At 47.0% G+C, this 20126-nt stretch carries 22 protein-coding genes; 17 read left to right on the top strand and 5 right to left on the bottom strand.

The window, feature by feature from the left end; genetic code table 11:
• Positions 1 to 8: 8 nt before the first annotated feature.
• The 8 genes from NIES2104_RS29165 (at position 9) to NIES2104_RS29130 (ending at position 8389) form a co-directional block, all read left to right on the top strand.
• Positions 9 to 1064: a YhcG family protein gene (locus tag NIES2104_RS29165; protein ID WP_059002449.1), complete on the top strand. Its 1056-nt coding sequence runs from the start codon at positions 9 to 11 to the stop codon at positions 1062 to 1064.
• The gene (locus tag NIES2104_RS29160; protein ID WP_059002446.1) at positions 1057 to 2259 is read left to right on the top strand and encodes a restriction endonuclease subunit S; all 1203 of its coding nucleotides are present in this window, start codon (positions 1057 to 1059) and stop codon (positions 2257 to 2259) included. Before NIES2104_RS29165 ends, NIES2104_RS29160 begins: the two co-directional genes overlap by 8 nt.
• Before the next feature lie 17 nt (positions 2260 to 2276).
• Positions 2277 to 2489, top strand: a complete 213-nt coding sequence (locus tag NIES2104_RS29155; RefSeq protein ID WP_059002445.1) for a hypothetical protein — start codon at positions 2277 to 2279, stop codon at positions 2487 to 2489.
• Positions 2486 to 2875 (top strand): type II toxin-antitoxin system VapC family toxin, encoded by a 390-nt coding sequence (locus NIES2104_RS29150; protein WP_059002444.1) that lies wholly within the window; start codon positions 2486 to 2488, stop codon positions 2873 to 2875. Before NIES2104_RS29155 ends, NIES2104_RS29150 begins: the two co-directional genes overlap by 4 nt.
• 6 nt (positions 2876 to 2881) lie before the next feature.
• On the top strand, positions 2882 to 3109 hold the full coding sequence (locus NIES2104_RS29145) for a hypothetical protein (RefSeq protein WP_059002443.1): 228 nt from the start codon (positions 2882 to 2884) through the stop codon (positions 3107 to 3109).
• 111 nt (positions 3110 to 3220) lie between these two features.
• The gene (locus tag NIES2104_RS29140) at positions 3221 to 6340 is read left to right on the top strand and encodes a type I restriction endonuclease subunit R (RefSeq protein WP_059002442.1); all 3120 of its coding nucleotides are present in this window, start codon (positions 3221 to 3223) and stop codon (positions 6338 to 6340) included.
• Positions 6327 to 7064: a M48 family metallopeptidase gene (locus NIES2104_RS29135; RefSeq protein ID WP_059002441.1), complete on the top strand. Its 738-nt coding sequence runs from the start codon at positions 6327 to 6329 to the stop codon at positions 7062 to 7064. The genes NIES2104_RS29140 and NIES2104_RS29135 overlap by 14 nt, the downstream gene beginning before the upstream one ends.
• A 284-nt stretch (positions 7065 to 7348) precedes the next feature.
• Entirely contained in the window at positions 7349 to 8389 is a 1041-nt protein-coding gene (locus NIES2104_RS29130; RefSeq protein WP_059002440.1) for a YhcG family protein, read from the top strand.
• A gap of 94 nt (positions 8390 to 8483) precedes the next feature.
• Here the strand turns inward: NIES2104_RS29130 and NIES2104_RS29125 are convergent, their stop codons facing one another.
• Positions 8484 to 8876: a helix-turn-helix transcriptional regulator gene (locus NIES2104_RS29125; RefSeq protein WP_059002439.1), complete on the bottom strand. Its 393-nt coding sequence runs from the start codon at positions 8874 to 8876 to the stop codon at positions 8484 to 8486.
• Positions 8877 to 9071: 195 nt separating this feature from the next.
• Here NIES2104_RS29125 and NIES2104_RS29120 point away from each other — a divergent pair, with 195 nt between their 5' ends.
• The 6 genes from NIES2104_RS29120 to NIES2104_RS29095 all read left to right on the top strand — a co-directional run bounded on the left by NIES2104_RS29120 (position 9072) and on the right by NIES2104_RS29095 (position 16780).
• On the top strand, positions 9072 to 10343 hold the full coding sequence (locus NIES2104_RS29120; RefSeq protein WP_059002438.1) for a hypothetical protein: 1272 nt from the start codon (positions 9072 to 9074) through the stop codon (positions 10341 to 10343).
• Positions 10344 to 10371: 28 nt separating this feature from the next.
• Positions 10372 to 11790: a helix-turn-helix domain-containing protein gene (locus tag NIES2104_RS29115; protein WP_059002437.1), complete on the top strand. Its 1419-nt coding sequence runs from the start codon at positions 10372 to 10374 to the stop codon at positions 11788 to 11790.
• 654 nt (positions 11791 to 12444) lie between these two features.
• A complete protein-coding gene (locus NIES2104_RS29110; RefSeq protein WP_059002436.1) occupies positions 12445 to 14130 on the top strand; it encodes a hypothetical protein in 1686 nt (561 codons plus the stop codon).
• A 42-nt stretch (positions 14131 to 14172) separates the two neighbouring features.
• Positions 14173 to 14793: a hypothetical protein gene (locus NIES2104_RS29105; RefSeq protein WP_059002435.1), complete on the top strand. Its 621-nt coding sequence runs from the start codon at positions 14173 to 14175 to the stop codon at positions 14791 to 14793.
• 228 nt (positions 14794 to 15021) lie between these two features.
• Positions 15022 to 16143 (top strand): site-2 protease family protein, encoded by a 1122-nt coding sequence (locus NIES2104_RS29100; protein ID WP_059002434.1) that lies wholly within the window; start codon positions 15022 to 15024, stop codon positions 16141 to 16143.
• A 202-nt stretch (positions 16144 to 16345) separates the two neighbouring features.
• Entirely contained in the window at positions 16346 to 16780 is a 435-nt protein-coding gene (locus NIES2104_RS29095) for a hypothetical protein (protein WP_156427155.1), read from the top strand.
• 345 nt (positions 16781 to 17125) lie between these two features.
• Here the strand turns inward: NIES2104_RS29095 and NIES2104_RS29090 are convergent, their stop codons facing one another.
• Positions 17126 to 17440, bottom strand: a complete 315-nt coding sequence (locus NIES2104_RS29090; RefSeq protein WP_192843680.1) for a hypothetical protein — start codon at positions 17438 to 17440, stop codon at positions 17126 to 17128.
• 151 nt (positions 17441 to 17591) lie between these two features.
• Positions 17592 to 18410 (bottom strand): glycosyltransferase family A protein, encoded by an 819-nt coding sequence (locus tag NIES2104_RS29085; protein ID WP_082690177.1) that lies wholly within the window; start codon positions 18408 to 18410, stop codon positions 17592 to 17594.
• A gap of 33 nt (positions 18411 to 18443) precedes the next feature.
• On the opposite strand from NIES2104_RS29085, the gene NIES2104_RS29080 reads away from it, so the two are divergent.
• Complete coding sequence (locus tag NIES2104_RS29080; protein WP_156427154.1) at positions 18444 to 18761, top strand: hypothetical protein; 318 nt, start codon at positions 18444 to 18446, stop codon at positions 18759 to 18761.
• On the opposite strand, the gene NIES2104_RS32550 is transcribed toward NIES2104_RS29080, so the two are convergent.
• Positions 18742 to 19065, bottom strand: coding sequence for a hypothetical protein (locus NIES2104_RS32550; protein ID WP_192843679.1), 324 nt, complete (start codon positions 19063 to 19065; stop codon positions 18742 to 18744). The genes NIES2104_RS29080 and NIES2104_RS32550 overlap by 20 nt on opposite strands.
• On the opposite strand from NIES2104_RS32550, the gene NIES2104_RS32545 reads away from it, so the two are divergent.
• On the top strand, positions 19044 to 19430 hold the full coding sequence (locus NIES2104_RS32545; protein ID WP_192843678.1) for a hypothetical protein: 387 nt from the start codon (positions 19044 to 19046) through the stop codon (positions 19428 to 19430). The genes NIES2104_RS32550 and NIES2104_RS32545 overlap by 22 nt on opposite strands.
• 98 nt (positions 19431 to 19528) lie before the next feature.
• Positions 19529 to 19720: a hypothetical protein gene (locus NIES2104_RS32085; protein WP_156427152.1), complete on the top strand. Its 192-nt coding sequence runs from the start codon at positions 19529 to 19531 to the stop codon at positions 19718 to 19720.
• Between the two features lie 43 nt (positions 19721 to 19763).
• Here the strand turns inward: NIES2104_RS32085 and NIES2104_RS29070 are convergent, their stop codons facing one another.
• Complete coding sequence (locus NIES2104_RS29070; RefSeq protein WP_156427151.1) at positions 19764 to 20114, bottom strand: hypothetical protein; 351 nt, start codon at positions 20112 to 20114, stop codon at positions 19764 to 19766.
• Between the last annotated feature and the right edge of the window lie 12 nt (positions 20115 to 20126).

Genomic DNA, 20126 nt, shown 5'->3' with positions numbered 1-20126 from the left:
GAGAAAAAATGAGTTCAATCACTCCATCTTCTGATCCAGCTTATCAAGACTTTTTGCGAGAGATTAAAGCCCAAGTCGTTCAAAGTCGAATCAGTGCGGCTCGATCGATTAATCGATCACTGATTGGGTTGTACTGGGCGTTGGGGAAGCTGATGGTCGATCGACAAGAGGCGTTGGGATGGGGTAATGCGATCGTAGAGCGGCTATCGGCTGATCTAAAGACCGAGTTTCCGGAGATGACTGGGTTTTCACCTCGAAATCTCTGGGATATTAAGCGGTTTTATGAAACCTATGCGGATGCGCCTGAATTTCTGCGACAGCTTGTCGCAGAAATTCCTTGGAGTCATAACATCCTGATTATGCAGAAGGTCAAGGGTGAAGTAGCGCGTCGTTATTATCTAGAAGCAACGGCTCGGCTTGGCTGGACAAGGAACGTGCTGCTGAACCAGATTAAGGCTGGAGCGTATGAGGTAAGCCTGCAAGATAAGAGCCATAATTTTTCGACAACGCTACCCCAACATTTCGCAGAACAAGCTGAGGAAATGCTCAAAAGTCAATACAGTCTAGAGTTTTTAGAAGTGACTCAGCCGATGTATGAGCGGGCGCTGGAACGGGGGTTAGTCACTCGGTTGAAGGATTTTCTGGTTGAGTTGGGCTATGGATTTTGCTTTGTAGGTAGTCGGTATCGATTGACGCTGGGAGAAAACGAGTATTTTTTGGATTTGTTGTTTTATCACCGCTTTTTGAAGTGTTTGGTAGCGATCGAGCTAAAAACGGGGCGTTTTCGTCCTGAGTATGCGGGCAAAATGGATTTTTATTTAGAAGTGTTGAACGATCGAGAACGTGCGCCGGACGATAATCCTTCGATCGGGATCATTCTGTGTGCTGAGCGCGATCGCTTAGAAGTGGAGTTTAGTCTGAAGTCGAAAGCGAACCCGATCGGTGTGGCGACCTATCAGCTTTATCCAGAGGTACCGGAGGAGTATCGAGGGCTATTGCCAACTGACGACGATTGGCAGCGGTTGTTAGATTCGGCGTTATCGGAGGGGGAAGAGAATGAGTAGCGATCGTGCAAGAACAGGATACAAAGAAACGGCGATCGGTCTAATTCCCGAAGATTGGGAAGTAAAGAGCATTGGTGATATTGGATTTGTAAGTTCAGGAGGAACGCCTAGCCGTACTAATCCTCTTTATTGGAATGGTGATATTCCTTGGATAACAACAACTCAAATCGATTTCAATACTATTCACAGCGCAGAGCAATTCATTACTCAAGACGGACTGAATAACTCAGCAGCGAAGATCTTTCCTTCAGGTACTTTGCTAATGGCAATGTACGGTCAAGGTAAAACTAGGGGGAAAATAGCAAGACTTGGTGTTGAAGCGTCAACGAATCAAGCTTGTGCAGCCATAGCACTAAATCAAAATGTACATCACGGTTACATATTTCATTATCTAGTAAGTCAGTACGACACAATTAGACTTTTAAGCAATACAGGAAATCAAGAAAATCTGAATGGGCTGATTATCAAATCCATACGGGTTCCGTTTCCGCCACTCTCCGAACAACGATCGATAGCCGAAGCCCTTTCTGATGTCGATGCCCTGATTGCTTCGATCGCTTCTCTCATCACCAAAAAGCGCCACCTCAAAACCGCCACAATGCAGCAGCTTTTGACAGGCAGAAAGCGATCGCTGGAATTTAGTGATGAATGGCAAACATTGAGGCTTAGCGATTTATTTGAAATAACCGCTGGTAGAGATTTGGTAAAAGGTAATTATTCTGAAATTGATGACGATATTCATCCATATCCCATCTACGCTAATTCTGTATTCAATGGTGGCATCTACGGATATAGCAAAGTTAAAGAGTACGAAGGCGATTGCATCACTGTAACAGCGCGGGGCACTCTTGGAGTTTCATATTACAGAGCTACACCTTTTGTAGCGATTGGTAGATTGATCGTTCTAAAGCCCATAAGTAAGGTGGATAGCTTTTTTCTGTCTGAACTAATCAATCATCAAATCAAGTTTGCTAATGAAAGTACAGGCGTTCCGCAGCTAACTGCTCCTCAGATTTCCAAATGTGAGCTAAGTGTACCTAGACTAGAAGAACAACACGCGATCGCAAAAATCCTCTCCGACATGGATACCGAAATCGCCGCGATCGAAACCCGCCTCGCCAAAACCCAAGCCATCAAACAGGGCATGATGCAACAACTCCTTACTGGAAGAATTCGCTTTAAAATTGAAGCATAATCGTATCAAACCAAACCATGATCGACTCAGAAACCCTCGAAAAGCTGCAAAAATCCTCAGTTCAGGATCGAATCGCCATCATTGAGATGATTTTGCACTCTCTTAAGCAAGACATACAATCTTCTCCAAAACAAAACGCATCAGAACAAAAATCTCTCAGAGGAAAAGTACTTCGATATGACGATCCATACGAACCTGTAGCCTCGGATGATTGGGAAGCAACATCATGATCATCCTCGATACACACATTTGGATCTGGTGGGTTGACGAGAATCCTAAACTTTCTTCACAAAATCTAGAAATCATTCAAGCAAACCAATCGAGTGGACTTGGAATCAGCATTATCTCCTGCTGGGAAATTGCCAAATTGGTTGAGAAAAACAAACTAAACTTAGATTGCTCTGTAGACGAATGGTTAGAACTCGCTTTAGCTTATCCTGGCATACAACTACTAGATCTCAGCCTTCCAATCGTTCTCCAATCCACTCGACTGACCGGATTTCATCCTGATCCAGCCGATCAGATCATCGTTGCAACAGCTAAAGTCTACGGTTCAACCCTATTGACTCAAGATCAGAGGATCTTGGACTACTCAGGTGTCGAAACATTCTCATAATCTCCAATGCCTAAAACACAGCAGGAAATTATTAATCAAGGTTATCAAGCCCTAATCAGCTCATTAGGAGTGGTGGATGCTATTCGATTTATTCAATATTTCACGCTTGGGCAGGGAGATTACACCGGCGATCGACATCAGTGGCTAGACCAAACACCGCTAGAAGAAATCTTGGAATCGATGCGGCAGCGCCAGGAAACAGATACAGACCAGTACGATGAAATCATTGAGTAGCATTCTGCTGAATTTTGGGCAGGGGAAGCGATCGCAAAAGAAAACCGTTGTTATAAATAAGACGTTAGCGATCGACGATCCCCCTTCTGAAATTCAAAAGGAAAAGAGCTTGTGAGTAACGTTGGACAAAAAGAGCGCGTCACCCAAAACCGTGTCATCAAGCTATTTCAGCAACTTAACTACACCTACCTCGGCAACTGGGAAACCCGCCCCAACAATCGCAACATCGAAGCCACACTCTTAACCGCATGGCTTCAAAAACAAGGCATCACCGACACCCTGATCACCAAAGCCCTCCGCGAACTCGACCAAGCCGCCACCCTCAAAGAAGGACAAAACCTCTACGATGCCAACAAAGCCGTTTATCGCCTCCTGCGCTACGGCATCAAAGTCAAAGAAGGCGCAGGACAACAAAATCAAACCATTTGGCTGATCGACTGGGAAGATCCAGAAAACAATGATTTCGCGATCGCCGAAGAAGTCACCGTCCAAGGCGAACACAAAAAACGCCCCGATCTCGTTCTCTACATCAACGGCATCGCCCTCGGTATCCTCGAACTCAAACGCTCCAGTGTCTCGATCGGTGAAGGCATCCGCCAAAATCTCGACAACCAGAAAAAGACCTTTATTCGTTCCTTCTTCACCACGATGCAACTCGTGATGGCAGGCAACGACACCCAAGGCTTACGCTACGGCACGATCGAAACCCCCGAAAAATACTATCTCACCTGGAAAGAAGAAAACCCCAACTACAACCCCCAAGCCGATCCCAAAGCTCAAAAATACCTTTCCGGTTCCACCTGCGAACAATCCGATAATCCGCTCGATTGTGCCCTCTCCCGCCTCTGCAACCGATCCCGCTTCCTCGAAATCATCCACGATTTCATCGTCTTCGACTCCGGCATCAAAAAAACCTGCCGCCACAATCAATACTTCGCCATCAAAGCCGCCCAGCAATTCATCCCACAGCAACAAGGCGGCATCATCTGGCATACCCAAGGCTCAGGAAAAAGCCTCACTATGGTCTGGTTAGCCAAATGGATTCGGGAACACCTCACCGATGCACGAGTTTTGATCATCACTGATCGCACCGAGCTAGACGAACAAATCGAAAAAGTTTTCCTCGGTGTAGACGAAGAAATCTACCGCACCCAAAGCGGCGACGATCTGATCACTAAACTCAATCAAACCACTCCCTGGCTCCTCTGCTCTCTGATTCACAAGTTCGGCATAGACAACACCGAAAAAGCGATCGCTGCCTTCATCCAAGACTTAGAGCGCAACATCCCTAAAAACTTCACCCCTAAAGGCAACCTCTTTGTCTTTGTCGATGAATGCCACCGCACCCAATCCGGCAAACTCCACACCGCCATGAAGACCCTCCTGCCGAAAGCCGTCTTCATCGGTTTCACCGGAACCCCGCTGCTCAGAGACGACAAACAAAGAAGTATTGAAACCTTCGATCGCTATCTCCACACCTACAAATTCGATGAAGCCGTCGCTGATGGGGTTGTCCTCGATCTGCGCTACGAAGCCCGCGACATCGATCAGCACCTCACCAGCCAGCAAAAAATCGATCAATGGTTTGAAGCCAAAACTCGCGGCTTATCTGAACTTGCCAAAACCCAACTCAAACAGAAGTGGGGCACGATGCAAAAAGTTCTCTCCAGCCAATCGCGCCTCGATCAAATCGTCAAAGATATCCTCTTCGACATGGACACCAAACCTCGCCTAATGGATGGGCGCGGTAATGCAATGCTCGTGTGTTCCAGCATCTATCAAGCCTGCAAAGTCTATGAGCTATTGAGCAAAACCGAACTCGCCGGAAAATGCGCGATCGTCACCAGCTACAAACCTGCTCGCTCTGACATCAAAGGCGAAGAAAGCGGCGAGGGATACACCGAAAAACTGAACCAATACGCCATCTACCGCCGGATGTTAGCCGACTACTTCAACGAATCCGAAGATCAAGCCATGAGTCGGGTCGAAGAATTCGAGAAACAAGTCAAAGATCGCTTTATTAAAGAACCCGGTCAAATGCGCCTGCTCATCGTCGTAGATAAACTGCTCACAGGCTTCGATGCGCCTTCTGCCACCTACCTCTACATCGACAAACAAATGCGCGATCACGGTTTATTTCAAGCCATTTGTCGTGTCAATCGCCTCGACGGAGACGACAAAGAATATGGGTACATCGTAGACTACAAAGACTTATTCAAACGGCTTGAAGGAGCGATCACCGACTACACCAGCGGTGCACTCGATGGCTATGACCCCGAAGATGTCGCCGGACTTCTCAGTGATCGACTCGAAAAATCCCGCGATCGACTCGAAGAAACCCTCGAAATTGTCAAAGCACTCTGCGAACCCGTTGCCCTTCCCCGCGACACCCAAAACTATCTGCATTATTTCTGCACTACAGACACCACCGACCAAGACACCCTTGCCCACAACGAACCGAAACGAGTTGCACTCTATCAAGCGATCGCCGCTCTCATCCGCGCCTACGCCCAAATCGCTAACGAACTAGAAGCCGCAGAAGCCGTCAAAATTAAAGCCGAAGTCACCCACTACACCAAAATGCGCGATGAGGTGAAATACGCCAGCGGCGACTACCTCGACATGAAACGCTACGAACCCGCCATGCGTCACTTACTCGATAGCTACATCCGCGCCGATGAAAGCACGATCGTCTCTAAATTTGAAGACCTGGGACTAGTCGAACTGATTGTTAAACAGGGCATCGGTGCATTAGATGCTTTGCCTGCCGGACTGAAAGAACCTACTGCAATGGCAGAAACGATCGAGAACAATATCCGCAGAACCATCATTGATGAAAACCCAGTCAATCCCAAGTACTACGATCAAATGTCGAATTTGCTCGATGCACTAATTTTAGAGCGCCGTAAACAAGCCATCAGCTACCAAGACTATCTCGAAAAAGTCAAACAACTCGCTCAGCAAGTCAATCAACCCGGCACCAAATGCCAAAACTATCCCGCTTCACTCGATACTCCAGCAAAACGATCGCTCTACGACAATCTCGGTCAAGATGAAGCGTTAGCCCTACAAATCGATACAGCCGTGCGTGTGACCAAAAAAGAAGGCTGGATCAATCATCGATTTAAGCAAAGAGAAGTTGCAAATGCGATCCGAACTGCGATCGCAGACCGTAATATTAATGTTACTGAAGTATTGGAACTGGTGAAGAACCAACGTGAGTATCAGTAACCCCGTCGCTACCAATCATTTCGTTGTCAGCGGTATTCCAGTCCAGGTCGTTCGCAAGGACATTCAAAACCTGCACTTATCGGTCTATCCACCCGATGGTCACGTCCGAGTCGCAGTCCCCTCACATATGACCGATGACAACATACGGCTTGCGGTCATTTCTCGTTTGAGCTGGATCAAAAAACAGCAGGCAAACTTCCAGGCACAACCGCGCCAGTCCACGCGAGAAATGGTCACAGGCGAAAGTCATTACCTATTCGGAAAACGCTATCGGCTAGAAGTAATCGAGCGCCGGGGTCGTCATGAAGTCGTGATCAAAAACAACAGCACTCTACAGCTATTTGTGAATCCTGGCACTTCAACAAAGAATCGATCGCTTGTCCTAAACGAATGGTACCGCGACCAACTAAGAAACCGAATTTCTGACCTGCTCAACCACTGGCAAACTGTGATCGGCAAGCAAGTATCAGACTGGGGTATCAAGCGGATGAAAACGAAATGGGGAAGCTGCAACATCAGTGAGTGTCGAATCTGGCTCAATTCAGAACTAGCAAAAAAGCCGATCGAATGCCTAGAATATGTTGTCGTGCATGAATTAGTGCATCTACTAGAGCGACATCATAACGATCGCTTCAAAACGCACATGAACAAGTACCTTCCCCAATGGCAGCGCTACCGCGACCTCTTAAATCAAGAACCACTTGGAGATGAGCATTGGGTTTAGAAGATCGTGACAAATGGCTTTCGGTTCACTGATTTAACTTAGCTGAAGTCGAAATTATACGATCGCTGGCAGCAAGCCGAAGAAGCGATTTACTACTCGCGCAGTATTTGAAACCCGAAAGAGTTTTGCAGATTTGACACCTGTTTGAGACTCGCCTGCTCAATCAAATGTGAGTTGGAAAAGTAGCATCGTATGGACTCAGGCAAGCTTCGGATTACGATGAGAACCTTGAATTTGATACACTTGCTCAGTCGTACTTGTGTTCAGAGTGGGAGCATTGTTCGGTGGCAAAGTCCTCTTCTTTAGTGCCAGAAGGCTATTCCCAACTGTTGAGCGATTTGAAAGACCGCATTCGGACAGCTCAAGTTCGTGCTGCTGTCTCGGTCAATCGTGAGCTAGTGCTCCTCTACTGGCAAATCGGACAGATGATCCTCGATCGTCAAGCCCAAGCCGGATGGGGCGCAAAAGTGATTGACCAACTCTCGAAAGATTTGCGACGAGAATTTCCAGAAGTTAAAGGCTTTTCGAGTCGCAATCTCAAGTATATGCGAACCTTTGCAGAAGCTTACCCAGAGTTGTCAATTGTGCAAGAGGTGCTTGCACAAATTACCTGGTATCACAATCTTGCACTGTTAGAAAAGCTGAAAATAACAGAAGACCGTCTTTGGTACGCGCAGCAAACCATCTCTAACGGCTGGAGTCGTAATGTTCTCGTAATTCAAATCGAAACTCGACTGCGCGATCGACAAGGTAAAGCGATTACGAACTTTGAGCAAACTTTACCCAAACCTCAATCGGATCTTGCAAATAGCTTGCTGAAGAGTCCCTATTCTTTTGACTTTCTTTCGCTGGGTCGAGAAGCACAGGAGCGGGATTTAGAAAACGCGCTAGTTGCTCACATTCGGGACTTTTTACTCGAACTGGGTGTGGGGTTCGCGTTTGTCGGCAGTCAGTATCATCTTCAAGTCGGCAACGAAGATTACTATATTGACCTTGTTTTTTATCATTTAAGACTGCGGTGCTTTGTAATCATCGACTTAAAGATGACCGAATTCACGCCGGAGATGAGCGGCAAGATGAACTTCTACTTAGCCGTAGTCGATGATCTATTGCGGCATCCTGATGATCAACCAACTGTTGGCTTAATTTTATGTAAGTCAAAGAACCAAACGATCGTGGAATACGCCCTCCGCAGCATCAAACGACCGATCGGCGTTTCTACACACGAGATCTGGGATAGCTTACCGGAGCAGTTCAAAAATAGCTTGCCTTCGATTGAGCAGCTTGAGTCAGAGATCGAAGCCGTACTTGAAGATGAACCTTAAGAATTATAAAAGTTTCCGCGTCATTGGAAACTTTTATAAAAACAACTGAAATTTATGAAAGTTTCTGCGTCGCTGGAAACTTTTATAAAACCGTTCAACTTGCGATCGCGGATTGCGTCAAAACTCTTGGAGTCTCAGAATTGAGCCAATTGCCAGTTTTTGGATCGAACAGTCCACAGTTAATCGCTTTAATTTCTTCGATCGTAAGGGCGCGTTGTTCGATCGGATGATTCAGTAATTCTAGAACCGCGATCGACTCAAACAACAGCGGATCGAGCACAGGCTGACCGCGTTCTAAAACACTCAACTGGGATTTACTCACAATGTAAGGCTCGATGCCAGAATCACTTCGATAAGAGACATTCTGAGCAATCTGCTCTTTGAGATCATCGAGCGTCCAACCGCGCATCGCACGAGCAGCCCTAACCATTCTGCCGAGCAATTGACGACCTGCTTTAATTCCCGTTGGTGCATTCAGAATGTACATCTTCGACGGCTCATCCTTTAACCTATCTACCAGTATACAAGCGACTTCTCATTGAGACATCAAGCCAGAAAAGCTATCTTAGATTCTGCATTTTTTCCAGAATTCTAGATATAATATAAAAAACTAGACCGGAGCTAAGTTCTAGTGTCTTTACCGTCCCAAGACGATCGCGCGCTCACCACAACGACTGCACAAATGGCTTTATCTGCGGCTCAATGCGATCGCTTAGAAGAAATCGCCAGCAACATTCAAAACCGCTTCGGACGACTTTTCTATGATATTTACGAAACTGGAAAAGAACTGCTCGAAGTCAAAGCTTTATTTGGTTGGGGGCAAAACAGCGAGTTTTTGGTCTGGGCACGCGAGAGAACCGGGTTAAGCACTTCTTTGTGTTACTGCATGATGTCGGTCGGACGCGCTTTTTTACCATTTGAGAATCAAGATGCACTCACGGTGTTAAACCAGGTTGAAACGAAAGTGTTGTATCGAATTTCAGCCGACATTACACCAAGATCGGCTCGGACTGAATTTGTCGATCGCGTTCTCAAAGGTGAAACACTCGATTTAGAGCGGGTCGAAGCCCTGATTCAGCGTCATCAAAAAACGGTAGATATCGAACAGAGTCAGCGATTCTTACACTATCGGGAAGCCGTGCAAAATTGGGGACTATTGCAACGGTGTGAAGACGACGAAGAAGGATTTAAGTTCTACTTAGTCGATCGAACAAATATTGCACGATTCTTCCGCAACTATCAGGATCTGATGAATCAGTATCGCGATTGGAAAGTGCAAACCTTTCGCGAACAATTCTCACAGCTACAAGCTTTACTCTCACCGCATTGGTCGATCGAGCATTGCCCCGTGCCGAAACAACCTTATCGCCTCAATGTAAGCTGTGAAATTGCTGGAAAGTCAACGAGCTTCGTTGCGCCGAATCCACTCACACTCGAACGCTGGTGGTACGAAAAAGGGCAAGCACTCACTCAACAATTCATTGAAACGACCTCAATCCAGCGCAATGCAGAAACGACGATCGCACCAGAAGATCTTGATGGCTCACTCCAGTTGAAAAAGCCAACTTGTCGAACTTGTGAATGGCACGATCCAACTCATGAAGGAAATCAGTTTGGCGTATGGTGTAGCTACTATCGAGAATCGTTCGGAGACGATCGCATCCAAGCCATGCCGCAACACTGCCGCAAATGGCGTATTGCTGCAATGCCCCGATTAGACCCTGTGCTGAAAGAAGCAGAATTCGTTCAACGCGAAATCGCACTAGCGCAACCAGTGAATACGATCGAGGTCAAAGCCACGTCGCTCGATCTTGAGTCAGTTGATGCTAAAGTAAATCACGCGATTCATCACCTCGACTTACAGACTGTTTTACAGTATCTAGAGCAACTGTCAGAGGCTGAGTTAAAAAAAGTTGAGAAAGTGATCCAGCGGCGTTTGAAAGCGAAAGTCTGATCGATTTCAAGTTCAAGAGGGAAGCAGCATGGCTCGTCAAAAAAAGAATGCAAAATTAACTGAGACTTCTGCCGTACCAAAACCTGCTCGAACTCAAAAGGCAAAACAGAAACCGAAGCCAATCAGTGCGGTCGAGCGACCGAAAACTAGCCCGGATCTCTTTTCTGAACACCACGCAACCCGGATGGCATCGGCTCTACCCATTTGGGAGGCAGGCAACATTCTGACTCAGCGTAAGCATCTTCCTTGGGATAACGACCCAGATGGCAAGCTGTACTATGCGCGAGACATTGGAGATGGGCAGGGTGCAATTCATTTCTGGGTGACAGAGAATCTAGAAGACGAACATCCCGCGACGCTTGCAGGAGCGGCAGCGCTGGCAGTGATTGACACCTTTGATATTCGTGCAGCTTGTATGCACTTGATCTACGCAGCACACGCAGCACAGTTAGAACGCCCTTGGGAGCAAGAGTTAATTATTGACGATCGACAAATCGAAGCTTACTTGGGACTGAAAAAACGGACTGATAAAAACCGCAGGGAAAAGCTCGCGCTCATCGAGGAATTAGTCAAACAGCCTTGTAAAATCACTACTTTCATTTCATTGCCCACTCAAGGACGAGTCAAAGGGTTCACGGTTGAAGAAGGGCGACTGTGGCACATTATGGGAACACGCTATCACTATCAGCAAGACCTCTTTGGCAATAAAGAACTCACGGGAATGACGTTTATTGTTAAACCGGGATTGTGGGCGAGATACTTTCTGAACGAGGAAGGAAAGCGCGATCGCACTGCGTATCATCAGCTTGGAAACCTGCCACAAACCTTGCTTGAAAGTGTCATGAGCCTTTGGCAGCATCGAGAAGGAGCAGCGCGATTGATTGTTTGGCTTTTGTTCAAAGCTCAGTTCAATCGTCAAGATCCGCTGAATGTTCAAACCCTGATGGAAGTAGCATATGGCAATCAGAAAATCCAGCAAGCAAAACAAGGCAGTGAGTTTCGCAAGAAATTAGCGAGTACTTGGGATGAAGATTTGCTGACGTTGCACGATCGTGGATGGTCGATTCAGTTTGATGCAGAAACCTATCCTTTAGAGCTTCAGCCGCCTGGATTTGGGCGCGATGAGATTCAACGTCCTCGTGGCTTCTTCGATCGACTACTCGCCGCAAAACTCTGGATCACACCTGCCGAAGATTGGCAAACTGAAGCGATTACAGCCACAACCGTTGAAGAGCATGAAGAGTCTGGGACTACGATCGTTGAAGATCAGAGATTGACCGGGCAACAGGTCAAGATGTTACGTCAGTCAAAAAAATGGAGTCAGCGCAAGCTCTCTCAACTAAGTGGCATGAGTCAGGGGCTGATTTCGCTGATCGAGAACGAAGAGCGATCGATTAGTTCTGAAAACGAACAGACTTTGCGGCAATTATTTGAGCAAGACTTGTAATTTTGCTTGTTATTCGATCGAGATGATTACAGATGATTACAGCGTTTGATTACAAGATTTGATTACAGGTGATTACAGCGTTGTAATCACGATCGGCGATCCATCAAAGTGATTACAACGCTTCAAAGCCGTTCTATCTCGTCATTCTGCTTGTTAATTTTAGGAATCTTCTTGAAATTAGATCGAGAATGCAACCTCATGTTAAAACGCTCAAACCTTTTAACGGTGAAACTCTTAGCCGATTACACACGAGTCTAGATCCCCCACCCCAAACAATTGATTACAGCTTGTTCTAGAACCTCATACCCAAACAACTGATTACAACTGCCCCTAGACCTGCACCCCCGAAAAACTTCTAGAGCGTCACCCCCAAACGCTCTAGACCCTACTCCCCAATTCTTCTAGATCCCCCTCCCCAATTGACTCTAGAGCCGCATTCGATCGCACTAGACCCCCTAACCCAAAAATTCTAGATCCCCCTACCCGATCGCTCTAGAACCTCTGCCCCAATCGATCGCTACACTACCGATTACATCGTGATAACTTCGCACAGTTGTAATCAAAGCGATTACAAAACAGTCAGATCCTAAGCCGGATCAGCGATCGAGCATCTGATATAAACGATCCCGATCGGATGTGAGTTGTTCTACAAGCATGAGTGATCGATTACAACAATCTCAAAGGGATGCAGGGAAGTTCTCTTCATCGTTTGTGCAGGAATGGAGCGACGAGTTTCTGGCACTTTTTCCGCATCGCTATGATTTCATTTGGGCAGATCACGCCCAACCCAAAGAGAAACCCAGTTGGAAAACAGAAAGCCGCTATCCCCTCAGCGATCGCGTCATTCAGCAATCGACTGGTTTGTACGGTGTGCGCTTTGGTAGTCAAACACAGTACTGTTTACTCGACATTGATATTCAAAGCTTCTATCATCCGGCTCATGATCCCTTTGCGATCTCCCGGATTGCCGCAACTCTAGAAGTGCTTGGATTGGTACAGTATCTCGCTTGTACTTCCAGTTATAGCGGCGGACTTCATTTGTACTTTCCTTTGTCGCAGGCTGTGAGTTCCTGGCAGTTGGCGATCGTCATTTCTACACTGTTGGAAAATGCTGGCTTCAAGATTCGGTCGGGACAACTCGAAGTCTTTCCAAATCCAAAACCTTATTCCGCAGATGGAACTCTGAGCTTGTTCAATGCTCATCGACTCCCTCTGCAAGTAGGTTCTTACCTACTCAATCGAGATCTTGAACCGATTTGGAGTACACAGCAACAATTTGCAGAACAGTGGAAGTTTGCTCAACAACAGAATGAATTAGATTCGCAACTCTTTAAGCGGATTCTGAAGCAAGCAAAACACCGTCTGCTTCACATTTCAGGAAAAGCAGATAAATTCATTGCGGATCTTAATGCTGAGATTGAATTGGGTTGGACGAGTTCGGGACAAACGAATCGCTTGCTAGGTCGAATTACGATGCGCGAATACATTTTTCATCATGTTTTAGCCGGAGGTGAGCCGCTCATAGGAACAGCACTTGTGAATCGCATTGTGGAAGTTGCACGATCGCTTCCAGGCTACACCGAGTTTTGTAATCATCAACATGAAATCGAACACAGAGCAGAAGAATGGGCACGGTGCGTTGAGAATAGCCATTACTTTCACTATGGAGAACAGAACGGCAAATTCAGGCAAAAGTCAGAGCTAATTGATCAAGCCGTTGAAAAAGCTCCCACTTGGAATCAGCAACAATCAGAAAACGCAAGAGATCGAATTAGAAGTGCGATCGCTGATTTGTTAGAAAAAGAATCATTACCTACAAATGCAACTGCTCGGTTTAAAGTTCTGCTGCACTACAAAATTGGAGGTGGATCACTCTATAAACATCGAGATCTCTGGCATCCTGAATATCTTTCAATTAGCTCGGAGTTGACCGATCCAGATTCTTTAGATTGTGAGAACTCTAGAAATATTTCTACTCAGCTAGAAGCAGGTAGCGCTCAAGAATTGCTTGTGGATTCTACAAGCTTATTACCTGGTCATGGCGGTAATTCCTTTCTACATCCTGCTTCTAGCGATTGTGTTGATGTTGATTCTGTTTCATTAGGCAGTAATTTTACGACTGAGCAACAAGCTGAAATGGATTGTGTCCATCTCGCAGCAATTGAGGATCTGTCAAAGACTTTTGAATTAGAGAACGCAACTGATTCAAATCCTCCGCCTGCGCCCCATCAAGTTATGAAAATGCAGCGATTTCTTGATTCAGGTGATCCCATCTTGCAGGCGGAGGCGTATGCCTGGTCTCACTATTATCCAGGTTGGTTAAGATTTCCGAGTGGCTAAAGATGTTTTAGGATAAACGAAGCTGTTGATGCTCTGTTTGTTATGTCTTCATCTAAAGGCTTTGGTCAACCAACTTCCTCGATTCGGGCAAGACAACGTGCCAATCAAACTGAACAATCTAATCAATGGCAAAATTTTCCCACTATTGAAGCAGCAGAGCGAATCGCGCTTTGGGAAGCAGGCTTACTTTACCTCCAGCTTCCAGATTCGCTTCAGCCTCGATCGTTAACCGCCGCTGAACGAGATTGGCTCGATCAAGTGGTAAAAGCTGAATATCTCACTTCCGAGAACAACGGACGAACTGCCCTCTTCTACACGGCTCCGCCCCCTGACTTTCGGCTGACCGATGCCGATTGGTATCTTCACCCTGATCACTATTGGAATGCTCGTCCGCTGCCCCTTTCAACCGCAATGCAACAGTTTCCCGTCGCCTGCTTTCAACTGAGTGCAACTGGACAAGCCCCAGGATTTTATCCTGATCCTACTTCCGGCTATTCGATGCAGCAAGAAACCGTGATGCGACAAATCTTTCGCGAAACGGTGCGATTAGGGTGGTCGTTGGCGGATTATAAGTGGTGGGTCATGAGATCCCTGCACAAAACGACTGCACAGGTTGCCGTAACTGAAGCAAATCAGCTTCTAGAGAGGCTGCAAAGTCTTTGAGAAAATTTGCTCAGCTTGAATTCTCGATCGAGCTGCGTTTTCTTTCAAAACTGCGACGACTTTATGCAGCTTCAAAGCGGTCTTTGATTCAAAATGAGATCGTTTTAGTCAACTTCGCTCAGGGTGTGAACCGTCATAAATAGCACGGTCTTCACCACCTCACGATCCTGAGTTCTTGCTTCATATTCCGTTACATTAGAGTCATCCACTGAAGTTCAGGGATTACTTATGAACGGTAATATTCGCATCGGCAAGCTATTCGGCATTCCCTTTTATGTGCATCCTTCCTGGTTTCTGGTACTGGGATTGATTACTTGGAGCTACGGCTCAGGGATTGCAGCTCAACTTCCAGAACTTGCTGTAGGACTGCCTTGGATACTTGGACTTGTGACGGCACTTTTGCTGTTTGCTTCAGTCCTTGCCCATGAGTTGGGGCATAGTCTGGTCGCAATGCGCCAAGGCATCCCAGTGAGATCAATTACGCTTTTCCTATTTGGTGGACTTGCCAGCTTAGAGAAAGAATCCAAGACACCCTCTGAAGCCTTTCAGGTTGCGATCGCAGGTCCTGTCGTCAGCTTGATTCTATTCGGATTTCTAAGCCTATTCGGGTGGGCAATCGGAACTGGAATTGGGGCAGAGATTTTAGGTGTGATTGCTTCGGTGAACCTGGCACTTGCTTTATTTAATTTGATTCCAGGTCTGCCGCTGGACGGTGGGAACGTTCTGAAAGCTTTGGTTTGGAAACTGACTGGAAATCCTTATCGTGCGACAGTAGTTGCGAGTCGATCTGGACAAGTTCTAAGTTGGATTGCGATCGCATCAGGTTTAATTCCACTGGTTCTGTTTGGCAGTTTTGCGAATATCTGGAATCTGCTTATTGGCGGTTTCTTGCTTCAGAATGCAACTCAATCGGCGCGATCTGCACGGGTGCAAGAGCAATTAGCTCAATTCACGGCTGAAGAGGCAGTGATGGCAAATCGCTCGGCTGTGGATGCAGAATTACCGCTAAGAGCATTTGCTGATCAGCAGATTTTGAATCGTGACCCAAATCAGAAGTTTCTAGTGACGGATGCAGAAGGGCAATTAGTAGGAGAAATCTCGATCGATTCACTCAGAAGTGTTCCAGTTGAGGACTGGTCGAATCAGCGGGTGCGAGACGTAATGAGTGAGATCGCAGTCGAGAGAACAGTTCCAGCTCAAGCATCTTTGCTCGATGTGGTGAAACTGCTAGATGAAAAACATCTTTCAGCCTTAACGGTCATTCGTGAGAACGGCAGCTTAGTGGGACAATTGGAAAAGCCTTCAATCCTCGCGTTTCTTCAGCGTCAGGCTCAGCCGAGTGCTGCTTAGATGACTTCCATTTTGCAATTTTCAGATTCAAGGAGAACAGTCAAGCGATCAGCAGTTTATTCTGCTAGTCGCTTCTTGCACTTTGTGATTGATCTAGGTTCAACAATCTGTGAATATCGACATTGCGAATTCTCATAGCGCAGTGTCTCAGTCATTTCACAGTCTGCTATTCCCAGTACTACAATCAAAACACGCTGAATCTGTGACAGAACAACTAGGACAAACTCCAACTGACCTCCAGCCTACGTCTACTCGTGCATCACAGACCTCGCGTAAAACAGGTGCGAAGAAAGCAAAACTCAAAGAACCAGCGGCGGAACCCACCGCAGTGAAAGCGTTTGATGCAAAGCAACTGACGCGTAAATTTAAGGGGATGAATTCGAGTGAGGCGATGCTTCAAGCCATGCAGGAAGACCCAGGGCAGATTTATACAGGCGATGATTTGATCAATGCGTTGTATGACGAATTTGATGCGACGGAGATACCGAGAGCCAGAAAAACACTGGATGCAACCCTGATGCACGCGACTCGTGCCGGAACGGTGAAACGAGTTGGAGACAAAACCCTCGCGCTTTCAGCTTGCTCCATCTTCGGCAGTGTCGGGGTGATGGATACCTGCAATTTCTGGAGTGCTTGATCCAATCACGATTAGAATCAACCAGATTCCTGACGCGAGCAGGTTCCCTGTGCCAAAGGCAGCGAGATCGAGAATGGCTGGCGTAGTTTCACGATTGATGTCACCCGATGCTTTTCTGGCTCGCTGGACACTCTCCTCTCTCGAAGTTAGCCAGATTTGCTGCTCGATCTCGACCGTCGAACATTGGTTTAGTAGTGGGCAGGGCGGAGATCGCCGGCTGTGTGCTACCAGAAACTGCTAGCGATTGCAGATTTTCTATTGACTCATGGTGAGGCTTTACATTGGCGCTAGCTGCAATCCTGATCGAATGTGTTGCTGTCATCAGTGATGCGCTGTCCAACCCAGTTAATGAAGAACCTCGAAGACTGGCTCTAATGGAAGTTTACTAATGTAGGGCACGAAATCTTGCGTGTTAAGCAGCACAGTTTCTGGTTCAGTCTCCTGAAACTGTCCGTTGATTTGATGCAAATTCACCACCAGAAACGTTTCTGGGGAAAGCGCCTCAAATGAAGAGAAATTGCCGTAGTGAGCAAGCCAGGTCAGGGTATCGAGGTTCACGCTGACTCCCTGCTGTTTTAAGCCACTCCAGACGACATCTGCGATCGTGCCAAAGTCCGACGCAAGTTGAGTTTGACGATCATTACTGCAAAGTTCAGACAACACAATCGTGCTGGAGTTAGAAGGTGTGCCAGTAGTGAAGACCCGAACGAGACAATGCGCGGGCTGCTGACGAGATCGATGTGTCCAGTCAAGACTGTGGAGATGACTTGGTCATTCTCGATCGTCTTGGTAGTGAATGAACTACAGGGAGTCATGGTTGAAATGCTGAAATGGGCGTAGCTCTGAAACGCCAAGACTCAAGCGATTGAGTAAGCATAGCCATCTCTGATTCAGTGAGAGCGTGATCATCTCTAGATTCTAAAATTGATTGGAGTTCGTCTGCCCACTCTGAATAGGTCGATCGCCCAATCACGCCCATTGAAGACTGAATGTACTGAACTAAGGGTTGAGACTGCAATTTGAACGGTTCGCGTCCCCAAAGCTGGACACATTGCAGTAAATACTCATAGTCCGCAAACACCTTGTATTCTGGATTCCAACGGGGTGCATTCTCTCGATAGTGCGTGAATCCGTTACTGTCAAACAGCGATCGCTGTTCAATTAAATCTGTCAGCGTACAGTCTGGGGGCGGAGATAAGAACGGTTGCCCTGCCCGAACGATCGTTCCATTTTCCTCTACATTTCGCTGTCGCTGCTGGACTGCCATGCTGTACCGCGTATCCGGGTGGTGTGAAAAGAACTGGTGTGTTTGCTCGATGAAGTGGGGCACGATCGTATTGTCGTCGTCCAGGTAAGCAATGAGAGAATTTGAAGCCGCTTCAATGCCGAGATTGCGGGCATGGCAGAGTCCAAACCCGGTTGCGGGATGATCGAATTCAAGGTAGACGATCGAGCAAGGAGCCTGAAGCTGTTTGATCAGCGATCGTGTCTGAGCATCACATCCGTCGTTGATCACAATCCACTCGAAGTTCATATCCGTTTGATTCAGGATACTGGGAAGTGCCTGTTGTTGAAGAATCTGAGCGCGCAGATGTGTCGCAGTGACGAGGCTAATTTGAACATCACTCATTTTTTTCCTCTACAAAGTGCGACAATCTCGATCGTGCCATATTCTGACTTGCGAATAGGCGAATCGTACTATGCAGGAGAATTGATTAGCTCCTCGGTGCAGAAATGGATTGAAGCGGATAAATTGGCGTTGCTCGACTGGCATCCGATGTTCACGAGTCGCTGTCCAAATTGCGAAGTCACGATCGCAGATCAAGCCGACTATGTGGCTCGTATCTGTGGAGCTTGGGACTTTGGCATCATTCCCACTCCAGAAACTTTTTTGCTATTTTCCACGTGGCGCGAAGTGTTTGATGGCTTTCCATTACTTCATTCTCCAGCGTATGCCGCCTTCAGAAGCGGGTTCGGTTGAACTCCAGTTTTGGGTGGCTCAGTTCTACAAGCCCATTATGAACGACACAATCCACGATCGTGCTGTGAGCCAAAGGCAGCACAAGTCTTGTGCCTGAAAGGGATGTCGTTGCTGACATTCCCGAATCAGATACGGGTATCACTTCGACCGCAACGCCCGACCCAGATTCATTCGATCGTAGACGCAATTCTGCAACAGTTGTGTGACATTCCAGAAGCGCAACATTTCGTCCTGGTTGGAGAGTTCGCTTTGCAATGCTATCTGAACGATCGGGAGAGGCACATGCTTCAGGTGGAATGGGCACAACCATCTCCAGAGTCTGAGCAGCGGCTTGCCGTAGAACGGTTGCGATCAATTGTGCAGCAAGTGAGTGAAGTAAATGGACTAATGCTGCACGATCGCCCCATATGCACCGGAATGATTTTAGAGTTGAAGCAGGAAGACAATCCGATGTTTTCTGTGCAAATGCGCGATCGCGCTGGTGAAATTGAGCCGTCGATTGTATCGTCCTGGTCGCCCCTTCAGCTTCAGAGCCTGCACAACGCGATTGGCTCCAAAATGACAGCGCTGGTGAATCATGGATCACCTTGCGACTTTTGCGATATTCGGGCTGTGGTAGCTACGAGCGTAAACAACGCTGTGGCACGATCGTGCAAAGTAGAGGATTGATCTCTGCAACCACCGTAAACTAGAAGCATTCAAAATACTTGGTCTGACACCGCTCGCTTCGGTCTGTTCTTTCACTGGAGGCACAGTAGCCAGCAGGGATGGAAATTATCGCGGTCACTTGTGGGCAGCGTGTTTGGCTTACCGTACTGCCAAGATGCGCCCATCGAACAGTATCACCAAAATACCCACACATTCAACCCAACCGACTACAAGCGAACTATCCTGCGTTTACCGAAGCCGATAAGCCATATCGCTTTGATCGCTTGCCGCAACTCACCCCTGAACAATAGCATTCCAGAATTTGTAAAGGTAGCGAGTTGCCCAAGAACACGATTATTGGACTTGTTCAAACAAATGGAATTTGATCGAATCTGGAGAAATCTTCGTTGCCTTCTCTATTCCTTCTTTTACACCTAGCCATTCATAGGAACAGGTGATCACGAGCAGTTTTTTCTGTATTTGAGCAATCTGAAGCGGTGTCGTTGAGTACAAAGACTGACCTTCATCTTCTCCATCCGAGATAAAGTTTTTCAGCACAATGTCAATTTCGTAATGCGATCGCAGAATCTCGCACAACTCTCGGCGACGGTTTAACGATCGCTCACCATATGGAGCAAGCAGGTCATCATTGCCCACTACGTGAGTCCGGCATACCGCAGAGATTTGGCAACGATGGCTGACCAAAACTGCACTCCT

The organism is Leptolyngbya sp. NIES-2104 (assembly GCF_001485215.1).
In the GTDB taxonomy this organism is placed as follows: Bacteria; Cyanobacteriota; Cyanobacteriia; order Leptolyngbyales; family Leptolyngbyaceae; genus Leptolyngbya.
Note: the sequence above shows the minus strand (reverse complement) of the source record. Positions and strands in the feature narration are given on the sequence as shown.